Origin of the sequence: Xanthomarina sp., assembly GCF_035306705.1 — a bacterium.
Taxonomy (GTDB): domain Bacteria; phylum Bacteroidota; class Bacteroidia; order Flavobacteriales; family Flavobacteriaceae; genus Xanthomarina.
Genome location: NZ_DATGNO010000106.1, coordinates 1 through 10,398, shown reverse-complemented (window position 1 = coordinate 10,398; position 10,398 = coordinate 1). Strand labels below are relative to the sequence as shown.

Annotated in this window: 12 protein-coding genes; 3 read left to right on the top strand and 9 right to left on the bottom strand. The window is 34.4% G+C overall.

Annotated elements, in window-relative coordinates; all coding sequences use genetic code 11:
• Positions 1-601, top strand: a 601-nt coding sequence (gene trhA, locus VKY47_RS09320) for a PAQR family membrane homeostasis protein TrhA (RefSeq protein WP_324312257.1), incomplete at its 5' end; no start/stop codon positions are given.
• A 1-nt stretch (position 602) separates the two neighbouring features.
• Here the strand turns inward: trhA and VKY47_RS09315 are convergent.
• The 4 genes from VKY47_RS09315 to VKY47_RS09300 form a co-directional block, all read right to left on the bottom strand.
• Positions 603-1,148 carry a DUF4833 domain-containing protein gene (locus VKY47_RS09315; RefSeq protein WP_324312255.1) on the bottom strand — a complete coding sequence of 182 codons (546 nt, stop codon included), beginning with the start codon at positions 1,146-1,148 and terminating at the stop codon, positions 603-605.
• 68 nt (positions 1,149-1,216) lie between these two features.
• Complete coding sequence (locus VKY47_RS09310) at positions 1,217-1,645, bottom strand: DUF4268 domain-containing protein (protein ID WP_324312253.1); 429 nt, start codon at positions 1,643-1,645, stop codon at positions 1,217-1,219.
• A gap of 130 nt (positions 1,646-1,775) precedes the next feature.
• The gene (locus tag VKY47_RS09305; protein WP_324312251.1) at positions 1,776-2,450 is read right to left on the bottom strand and encodes a ZIP family metal transporter; all 675 of its coding nucleotides are present in this window, start codon (positions 2,448-2,450) and stop codon (positions 1,776-1,778) included.
• A gap of 59 nt (positions 2,451-2,509) precedes the next feature.
• Positions 2,510-3,241 (bottom strand): class I SAM-dependent methyltransferase, encoded by a 732-nt coding sequence (locus VKY47_RS09300; protein WP_324312250.1) that lies wholly within the window; start codon positions 3,239-3,241, stop codon positions 2,510-2,512.
• Positions 3,242-3,456: 215 nt separating this feature from the next.
• Here VKY47_RS09300 and VKY47_RS09295 point away from each other — a divergent pair, with 215 nt between their 5' ends.
• Positions 3,457-4,614 carry a THUMP domain-containing class I SAM-dependent RNA methyltransferase gene (locus VKY47_RS09295; RefSeq protein ID WP_324312248.1) on the top strand — a complete coding sequence of 386 codons (1,158 nt, stop codon included), beginning with the start codon at positions 3,457-3,459 and terminating at the stop codon, positions 4,612-4,614.
• A 124-nt stretch (positions 4,615-4,738) separates the two neighbouring features.
• Here VKY47_RS09295 and VKY47_RS09290 read toward each other — a convergent pair whose 3' ends face one another.
• From VKY47_RS09290 to rlmD, 3 genes are all read right to left on the bottom strand, one after another.
• The gene (locus VKY47_RS09290; protein WP_324312246.1) at positions 4,739-5,470 is read right to left on the bottom strand and encodes a DUF6048 family protein; all 732 of its coding nucleotides are present in this window, start codon (positions 5,468-5,470) and stop codon (positions 4,739-4,741) included.
• Positions 5,436-5,969 (bottom strand): DUF6452 family protein, encoded by a 534-nt coding sequence (locus tag VKY47_RS09285; protein WP_324312244.1) that lies wholly within the window; start codon positions 5,967-5,969, stop codon positions 5,436-5,438. Before VKY47_RS09285 ends, VKY47_RS09290 begins: the two co-directional genes overlap by 35 nt.
• A 62-nt stretch (positions 5,970-6,031) precedes the next feature.
• Entirely contained in the window at positions 6,032-7,441 is a 1,410-nt protein-coding gene (rlmD, locus tag VKY47_RS09280; protein WP_324312243.1) for a 23S rRNA (uracil(1939)-C(5))-methyltransferase RlmD, read from the bottom strand.
• Between the two features lie 423 nt (positions 7,442-7,864).
• On the opposite strand from rlmD, the gene rocD reads away from it, so the two are divergent.
• Positions 7,865-9,109: an ornithine--oxo-acid transaminase gene (gene rocD / locus VKY47_RS09275; protein WP_324312242.1), complete on the top strand. Its 1,245-nt coding sequence runs from the start codon at positions 7,865-7,867 to the stop codon at positions 9,107-9,109.
• Between the two features lie 433 nt (positions 9,110-9,542).
• Here the strand turns inward: rocD and VKY47_RS09270 are convergent, their stop codons facing one another.
• Positions 9,543-9,956 (bottom strand): DUF2752 domain-containing protein, encoded by a 414-nt coding sequence (locus VKY47_RS09270; RefSeq protein ID WP_324312241.1) that lies wholly within the window; start codon positions 9,954-9,956, stop codon positions 9,543-9,545.
• Complete coding sequence (locus tag VKY47_RS09265; protein WP_324312240.1) at positions 9,940-10,218, bottom strand: CD225/dispanin family protein; 279 nt, start codon at positions 10,216-10,218, stop codon at positions 9,940-9,942. Before VKY47_RS09265 ends, VKY47_RS09270 begins: the two co-directional genes overlap by 17 nt.
• Positions 10,219-10,398: the final 180 nt, after the last annotated feature.

Genomic DNA, 10,398 nt, shown 5'->3' with positions numbered 1-10,398 from the left:
ACGCTTAAATGCCCTAACTCATGGATTAGGCGCATTAATGGGCATTGGAGCCTTGGTATTATTAATTGTTTTTAATACGGGTAAAACCGATTGGAGCCTGTTTAGTGTAATTATCTACGGACTTTCTATTATCATCTTGTTTAGTTCTTCAACCTTGTACCATGCCGTTCAAGGCAAAAAACAAAAACATTACTTTAGAATTATAGATCATATTAGTATTTATCTATTAATTGCTGGAACCTATACGCCGGTAGCTTTAATTGCTTTGGAACAAAGTAAAGGTTGGCCCATATTTTGGGTGGTTTGGGGAATTGCCCTTTTGGGACTGGTTCTTAAAATATTCTTTACAGGTAGATTTGAGGTTTTTTCTGTGCTGCTATACCTTATTATGGGTTGGCTAATAGTCATTGATTTTTCTAATCTTTCAGAATATATTGGAAGTAATGGAACTCTACTACTTTTTGCCGGAGGCTTGTTTTATACCATAGGTATTCTTTTTTATGCCATCCATAGAATTCCATTTAATCATGTTATCTGGCATTTATTTGTGCTTGGAGGTGCTATTTGCCATTTTTTATTGGTATTCTTTTTTGTGATATAAGTTAATTCTCAAAAAAATATTTTTCGGTAACTTTCTTTTTAGAATAGTAATCTTGTCCTTCCAATAAAATATAGTCTGCTTCCACACGTATTACGGAGAAATTGTTTTTTAGTTTGACAAAAATTCTATCTAAAAACATTTTTCGATTATTTACTGTAACATACACTTTTGGTTCAAAATTAGAATCTAGAGTCAGAAATAAAGAAGTGTCTTTGTTAGCAGTTAGGTACATTTCAAAAATATTTGCAGTTATATTTTTTATAATTAAACCGTAGGCCATACGTTTTTGAAGGCCTGTTAAAGGCTTAATTGTTCCTCCTTCTGTATAAACTATTCTATATTCATTTATAGGATTTTCTTTATCTATGGAGTCATTTTTAATATTTGCATCGTACACATAGGTGTTGTGATTATTGCTATGTTGAATATAAAAAAGTCGAGTTGGGGTTTCTTCAGGAGCCGGATAATTTTCTTGTCCTAAAACATAAGTTGTTGTTGAAAACAAAATAAAAATAGTGTAAAATAACTTTTGAAGTCGTTTTCTCATAATTAAATATAAGAGTTTTATTGAAGCAAATTTTTCAACAAGCTTGTTTATTTAATAGGTAGTTAAGTTTAAGCTTTAATAACATCCTGGTATTCCTCAAAAAAAGCTTCAAATTGGCTCATGTTTTTATTAAAGAATTCCATGACCACTCTCCAGGATTTTTTATTATGAATAGAAACAGATGCATCTAAAAGCACATAGACTCTAGAAATTTCTTTGTCATTTTCTAAAAAGTATTCTTCCTCGAAAATCGCCTCAGGTAAATATTCTTCTAATAAGATGGATTTTAAAGCCAATAGTTTCCCCCAATTATTAATACGATCTTCCAAATCGTCTTCCAGGTCTAAAGCAACTAATGCCTGTTTGGTGTCAAAATGAAATTTAAAACTAAAACCTTTTATTTTGGTATCGTATAAGGTCCATTTTGTAGGAAACGATTTCCCGAAACTGGTCCAAAATTCTTGTTTTAATAATCTGGAATCTTCTTTACTGAACATATTTTTTAAAAAATAGAATAAAGGTTAAAGATAATAGAAAAAAGCCATGAGAAAATAGGAATGGGATAAAAGACTGAAATCTGAAATTTCTCTATTTTCTTTATTCTATGTTCTCTGCTCTTAATTAAAACTATATCATATAAGCAATGGCCACCCCAAAAAATATGGCTAAAAGCTTAGACAAATTAAACTTATGTCCTTCGCTACTTTCAAACAAAATAACGGTCGAAATGTGGAAAAAGATTCCAATAACAACGGCGTTGATTAAATAAATATAATCCCCAGGGATAGCGGAGTTATTGGACACGAAAGTTCCAAGTGGGGTCATGGCTGCAAAGAATATTAAAAACCCTGCAATTTGCTTTTTACTGTAATTGGATTGTACCAAAAAGCTGGTAATTAAAGTAGCAATAGGGATTTTGTGGATTAAAACCCCGTAAACCATATCGTTGTGTTGGTGGATTGGAAAACCTTCTAAAAAGCTATGGATGCATAAACTAATAAATAACAACCAAGGAAAATGCGTACTGTCTTTATCGATGTGAATATGACCATGTTCGGCACCTTTAGAGAAAAATTCCAAAACTATTTGTAGTAAAATACCAAACATGATAAACAAGCCCGTTTGTTTGGCTTCTACATGATTGTACACTTCCGGTAGCAAATCGAATAGTGTTAAAGCCAGTAAAAAAGCACCACTAAAAGAGAGTAGAAGTCTAGTAAAAAGGCTCCGTTTTTTCTTTACAAAAAAAACAATTAAAGCCCCAAGAAGGACTGCTAATACGGGTAACAAGTATTTATTCATATTTATTTTTCATGAAAATAAAAAAACGTGTTGTTATTTGATGCTAAAAATAATAGAGGTTATTTAAAAACCATGATCAAGCGTTCGGAGGTGTTTTTATGGAATTTATGCAATTTATAATCGCCAAAAATATCCAACAAATAAACTCCTGCTTGTTCAAATAGTTCTTCAAAATCCTTTAAATTAAAAGCCTTTACACGTTCTTGAAATTGAAACGTTTCGCCTTTATCCTCAAAAGAAATGTCTTTAAATAAATAACCATCCTTGACATAGCGTTTTTGATGAAAATCGATACCATTCACTGTTTTTGTGTCTTCCGGCACCAGATTGTCTATCACAAAATCAATATTCATAAAATCGATTACCCCAAAACCATAGTCGTTTAGATCGGCATGAATGGCTTTGATGGTTCTTAAATTATCAATTTCATTCTCAAAATAACCAAAACTGGTAAACAGATTAAAAACGGCATCAAACTTTTTATTGTAAGGCTCGCACATATCATGAACCTCAAAATGCAAGTTCTCTTTTTCATATTGTTTGGCGTAGGCAATACTGTTTTCGGATAAATCCACTCCGGTTACATCAAATCCTAAAGTGTTTAAATACACAGAATGTCTTCCTTTTCCACAAGCCAAATCAAGAATTTTTCCATCCTCTGGCAGGTTTAAATAATCGGTAAGGTTATCCATGAACTCCTGTGCTTCCTCATGGTCTCTGTCTTTATATAAAATATGATAATACGGCGTGTCAAACCACGAAGTATACCACTGTATTGTGTTTTTTGTCATATCAACTTCCCCGAAACGGGGAATCTTTTTTATTTAAGGGTTGCTCCACTTTGTTGTCACTTTGCAGAGCCAGGCTTTTGCAAGTCGCTTTTTTATTTTATAAAAGATAAAACAAAATGAGCTCCAAACCCGAATCTTCGGGACAAAATCCCTAACCCAATTAATTTAAGTTGCCACAAAAATACTGTATTTTTGCATTCTATTTAATATCTGTTATGGGGAATAATTTTAAAATGGTTGCCAAGACCTTATTTGGCTTTGAAGAATTACTAGCAAAAGAGCTTACTCAACTTGGTGCTCAAGACGTAAAAATTGGCGTACGAAACGTGAGTTTTACTGGAGATAAGGGTTTTATGTACAAAGCAAATATAGCTTTGCGCACCGCTATAAAAATTTTAAAGCCTATTGAAACTTTTAAAGTGCGTAACGAAAAAGATTTATACGATAAAATCTACAACATGTCTTGGGGAGATTATGTAAAGCCTTCAGGAACAATTGCAGTAGATGCAACCATAAATTCTGAAGTATTTACCCATTCTCTATATATAGCCCAAAAAACAAAGGATGCGGTTGTCGATAAATTCCGTGATACCACAGGAGAGAGACCGAATGTGGATTTAAAATTCCCAGATTTAAAGATCAATGTACATATAGACAGAGAAGTTTGTAATATTTCTTTGGATTCGTCAGGAGATTCGCTTCATAAGCGTGGGTATAAAACGGCCACCAATATTGCTCCAATTAACGAAGTACTTGCCGCAGGTTTGGTCATGCTTTCTGGTTGGGACGGACAATCCGACTTTATGGATCCTATGTGTGGAAGTGGAACTATTTTGGCCGAAGCAGCTATGATTGCCTGTAATATTCCACCCAATTTAATGCGAAAGGAATTTGCTTTTGAACGCTGGGCTGATTGGGATGTGGAATTGTTTGAAAAAATTGAAGAATCGCTTTTAAGTAAAACCCGGGATTTTCATCATAAAATAATGGGTTACGATAAATCGCCTTCAGCAGTTGCAAAAGCTCAGGAAAACATTAAGAACGCTCATTTAGAAGAGTTTGTAAGTATTAAACACGAAGACTTCTTTAAAACCCAAAAAGCAGGTGAAAACAAGCTTCATATGGTGTTTAATCCACCTTATGGGGAGCGTTTGGATATTGACATGGAAGAATTCTATAAAAACATTGGAGACACACTGAAACAAAATTATCCTGGAACGGATGCTTGGTTTATAACTTCAAATTTAGATGCACTGAAGCATGTGGGTTTACGTCCTTCAAGAAAAATACATTTGGTAAACGCGAAGTTGGAAGCCAGATTTGTGAAGTATGTGATGTATGAAGGATCTAAAAAAGCGAAGTTTAATAACTAGTTCTCTTCTCGGTTTTCAGTTCTCTGTTCTCTGTTCTCGGTTTTCTGTTTTCTGTTGTATTAGAGAATGAGATTTCATTTTCAACTTCGAGTTCAACTTCAATTTCGAGTTCAACTTCAATCTTTTACTTATTCTTCTTATAAAAGGGAATCAAGTAAGAAATGTTATAGCCATAACCAAAGCCAAAACCTCCGCTGTCATAAGTTTTTTGAAAGCCTGGAATATAAACATTTTCAAAATTTTCAGGTTGGTCTTCGCTAACCATATATTTAAACTGAGCGTTTAAGCCCAAATATAAATTGTTTAATACTTCTACTTTCAATCCAATAATAAATTCCCCCCAAATGGCAGAAAGTCCTCCAAATTTCACACTGTCTTCTGAAGTAAATTGCGGCGTCCAATAGGGATCTTGTGAATAAACCCTATAACTGTTCAAAGTTTGGCTAAAGGTGCTGACCCCAACACGGAATCCACCATAAAGCATGTTTTCCATCCCATACCAATTGTCATAAGCATTATAATCTGCTCCAGCCTTAAAATAGCTTCCTGTAGTGGTAACGTCGAGATAATCGTTAATGCTTAGTTTTTCTTCGGTTCCAATTTCCCCCGCTACATACCATCTTCTGGTTAGTCTGTAGTCTCCACTAATCTCGAAGCCTTTATATTCGTCGTCTAAAAACGTTCTTAAAATTTTGCCTAAGTCGCCACCCAATCTCAGGCCGTAATTTTCCTTAAACTTTACAGTATCGATTTGTTTTGTTTGGAGACTATCGTTTTGTGCCTGAATAGTGGCACAAAAAAACAGACATATAAAAAGGGAACTAATGATATATTTTATAATGGATGTCTGTTTCATGTTCTACTGTTTGATTATCGTTTTCGGCTTGTACTAATTTTATCCATTTATCCCCATCGTCTTCAACTGTAATAACCACGTTTTCATAAATAGTTTTATAGCCGCAAGCTCGCGATACGAATACTTCTTTTCTAATATAACTTATGTTAATAGTATCCGGATTTCCCAATACATTACCGTTTTCTTCTAATTTATATCCTTTATAGAGTACATATTGCGTACTGTTTGCAGTTGTTTTTAAAGGTAAATAAACTTCGGCAGCATCTTTGGTGCCGTCATAACCTGGTAACACATTCGGGTCTGGGTGTCCAACTCCCATAACTCGTAATTTACTTACATTTTTAGGTGTGTTATCACTTGGTATGGCAATATCGTAAAAAACAACATGCATTTTTGGTGTTGTTTCCGTAGATTCAGAACAGATATCATCTTTTTCACAATTGAAAAAAGTAACACAGAAAACAAGTGTGGGAATTATAAAATATTTAAATTTTTTCATAGTTATTTTCTTATAAAAAGAAATCGACTTTGTTTATTCATACTAATAAACTAACTAAATAATTAACGTCTTTCCAAAAGTACAACATTTTCCACGTGATGTGTTTGCGGGAACATATCTACGGGTCTTACTTTTGTTATTTTGTAATCCTCCTTCATTAAAGCCAAGTCTCTAGCTTGTGTGGCGCTATTACAACTCACATAAACTATTTTTTTAGGTCCAATATTTAAAATTTGCTGCACCACATCTTTATGCATGCCATCTCTTGGAGGATCGGTAATAATAACATCTGGATGGCCATGGGTTTTGATAAAAGTGTCGTTAAAAACCTGTTTCATATCGCCCACATAGAATTCAACGTTTTCTATGCCATTTAATTGTGCATTCTGTTTTGCAGCCGTTATGGCATCTGGAACGGCTTCTACACCAATAACCTTTTTTGCTTGTTTGGCCACAAACTGCGCAATGGTTCCCGTTCCTGTATATAAATCGTAAACCAGTTCTTCGCCCGTTAATCCTGCATAATCCCTCGTTATTTTGTATAATTCGTATGCTTGATCCGAATTGGTTTGATAAAAGGATTTGGCGTTAATTTTAAATTTCAAGCCTTCCATTTCCTCAAAAATATGGTCTTGTCCTTTGAAACAAATAATCTCTTGATCGTAAATGGTATCGTTTGCTTTTTCGTTCACCACATACAGTAAAGCGGTTATTTCAGGAAAAGTTTCTGCTAGATGATCCATCAACAATTCTCTTTTTATTTGATCCTCTTTAAAAAACTGAACAAGAACCATGATATCACCCGTAGAGGATGTTCTAATCATTAAGGTACGTAATAACCCCGTTTGATTTCTAGTATTAAAAAACTCTAAATCGTTTTTAATAGCGAAATCCTTTACAGCGTTTCTAATGGCATTGGAAGGGTCTGCCTGTAAATGACATTTTTTAATATCCAGGATTTTATCCCACATCCCAGGAATATGAAAGCCTAGAGCATTTTTATCTCCTAAATCTCCATCCGATTGGATTTCTTCAAGGGTTAACCAGCGACTATCGCTAAAAGAGAATTCCATTTTATTACGGTAGAAATATTGGTTTTTAGACCCAAGAATAGGCGTTACTTCTGGCAATTCTAAATGTCCCAGTCGTATTAAGTTATTTTCTACTTCTTTTTGTTTGTAATATAACTGATGTTCGTAGCCCATATCTTGCCATTTACAACCTCCACAAACCCCAAAATGCTCGCAAACAGGCGTGGTACGTTTATCGGAAAGTTTATGAAAGGCAATGGCTTTTCCTTCATAAAAAGATTTACGTTTTTTAAAGGATTGCACATCGACCACATCGCCAGGAACAGCATTGGATAAAAATATTACTTTGCCATCGGCAGCTTTTGCTATGGTTTTACCTTTAGCACCCGCATCTATAACTTCTACGTTTGTAAAAATTTCTTTTTTAGTTCTTCTAGCCATGCTGCAAAAGTAAGGAAACGAATTACGATTTGCGAGTTATGATTTATGATTTTTTACACAGCCATATAAGAATCCTCTAGGATGACCCATTTTAGATGAAATATCCTTGGCGTTTAATAGATATATTTCCAGCATTTTGAATTTCTAATGCCTCATTACGCAAAGGCACACCATTCATCATGAAAAAAATAGAGTTTTAGTTTTTTACCTGCTCGACTTCTTCATTTTGGAGGCGATCAGTGAGAGGGTTTTGTTTTTTGATGTTTGTAGTTCACATCTAAAATCAAGTCGCAAAAAATTTTCTAGAGCCCTAGATATTTAGTAATTTTGCAATATCAAATAATGGATGATTTCTTTCCCCGCCTAAACAGATCGGGCAGGCAAAAACAGGAATTGTAATTATTAAATTTAAAAAGAAATAAAATGGCTGTTTTAGACCAATTAACATCGCAACAAGCAATTGATTTAGAGAACAAATACGGAGCACACAACTACCATCCACTTCCAGTAGTATTGAGTAGAGGAGAAGGAGTTTATGTTTGGGACGTAGAAGGAAAAAAATATTACGATTTTCTTTCGGCATATTCTGCTGTAAACCAAGGGCATTGTCATCCAAAAATTGTTGGTGCTATGGTAAACCAAGCGCAAACCTTAACCTTAACTTCCAGAGCTTTTTATAATGATGTGCTAGGGAAATACGAAAAATTTGCTTGCGAATTTTTTGGTTTCGATAAATTATTACCAATGAATACAGGAGCTGAAGCTGTGGAAACTGCTTTAAAAATCTGTAGAAAATGGGCTTACGAAGTGAAAGGAATTGATGAAAATGAAGCTGAAATCGTTGTTTGTGAAAACAATTTCCACGGAAGAACTACCACCATTATTTCTTTTTCCAACGATCCGGTTGCCAGAAAGAATTTTGGACCATATACCAAAGGATTTATAAAAATTGCATACGATAACTTAGACGCTTTAGAAGCCGAATTTAAAAGCAATCCAAATATCGCTGGATTTTTAATGGAACCTATTCAAGGGGAAGCGGGTGTTTATGTACCAGCTGAAGGCTATTTGGCCAAAGCAAAAGCTTTATGCGAAAAATACAATGTGTTATTTATTGCAGACGAAGTACAAACAGGAATTGCTAGAACTGGAAAATTATTAGCTGTAGACCACGAAAATGTAAAACCAGACTTATTGGTACTTGGGAAAGCTTTAAGTGGAGGTGCCTATCCTGTATCTGCTGTTTTAGCCAATAACGCTATTATGGATGTTATTAGACCTGGGAACCACGGTTCTACTTTTGGAGGAAATCCTGTAGCTGCTGCTGTAGCTATTGCTGCTTTAGAAGTTGTTAGAGATGAAAATCTAGCTGAAAATGCCGATAAACTTGGAAAACTGTTTAGAGCTGAATTAAATAAATACATTGAAACAACCGATTTAGTAGCTCTAGTTAGAGGAAAAGGCTTGTTAAATGCCATTGTAATAAACGACGATGAAGAAAGCGAAACGGCTTGGAACATTTGTTTGGCTTTACGCGATAACGGACTTTTGGCAAAACCAACCCACGGAAATATTATTCGTTTTGCACCACCTTTAGTAATGACTGAGGAGCAATTGTTGGATTGTGTGTCTATTATTATTAAGACTTTAAAGCAATTTGAGAAATAAAACAATCTGAAATATCTTATCAGCAGAGCCGAAAGATTTTAAACTTCTTTCGGCTCTTTTTTTTTGATTGATACCGCATGAACTAACCATACACTATCCATACACTATCCATGGAGTATCTATGGAGTATCTATGGAGTATCAAACACCCCTATAAACCCTTAAAAGGGATAATGATTCGTCTTGAAATGACTATGCAGGTTTTTAATAATGGAGACACTAATTTCACTAATTAGCACTCATGTGGTTAGATTAAATTGTAAATGAAATTATACCATACTCATAGGGAGGTCATAGGGAGGTCATAGGGAAGCCATAGGAAAGGTATGGGAAAGGTATGGGATGACCCGTTGTTTGACCCGTCCTAAAATAACTATACAGGTTATTACATAAATCCTGATATCATTATACAATTAAATTTCAAGTTTATAACATTAAGGTGCTAATAGGTGGAAGGGGTAACTGGGAATGTTTCTAAATACCCAAAAAAGAATCACGACCACTAAAATAAGTTTGGTCGCAATCGGTTTATGAAGTAAATTCTTAATGGTTCTATGGAAATACCTTATAGCAACAAACACATAACATTGGTAAGCTAAAACAACCACTAAAAAACCAATTAAATAATTGAATTTTAATCCCGTAAGGAGATTGCCATGAAGCAGTTGATGAATGGCTCGTTGTGAGCCACAGCCTGGACAATATAAATTGGTTGCACTATAAAATAAGCATTTAGGGAAAATAATGTTATTGGCTGGGTTCCAAAAATAAAACAGCGCAATAAAACTAGTTGTCAATAATACTATTAGAAATACAAGAAGGTTTTTATACTTAGTAATTTGCTTCACTTAGTAATATTCCAAATAGGGCAGCCCCAAAAATAAGTACATAAATCAACCAACCTAAAAGCGCGATTGCTATGGAAATAATGCCCCAGGTTTTTGCGTTTTTTGAAGCGCTCGTTGCCTTTTCATAATGCCCATCTTCGTATAACGCATTTACTTTTGTAGCATAAATAATACTGACAATGCCAAAAGGAAGGCAGCATAAAATGGTGCTAATTATGGCTAGAGCCAAATAACTGTTTGGTCTTGTTGGTTTTACTTCCATAGTATGTAATCATTGATTGTCTGCAAAATATCATAAAGCTATGAATTATGACATAATAGCAACATTTATTTACTAGTAACAAATATTTGTTTTTATTCTGCGTTCATCAGCGTGATCGTTTTTACATTCTCATGTTTTTATTTCCCGCTGACCCGCCTGCCGGATGGGCGCAGATATCCG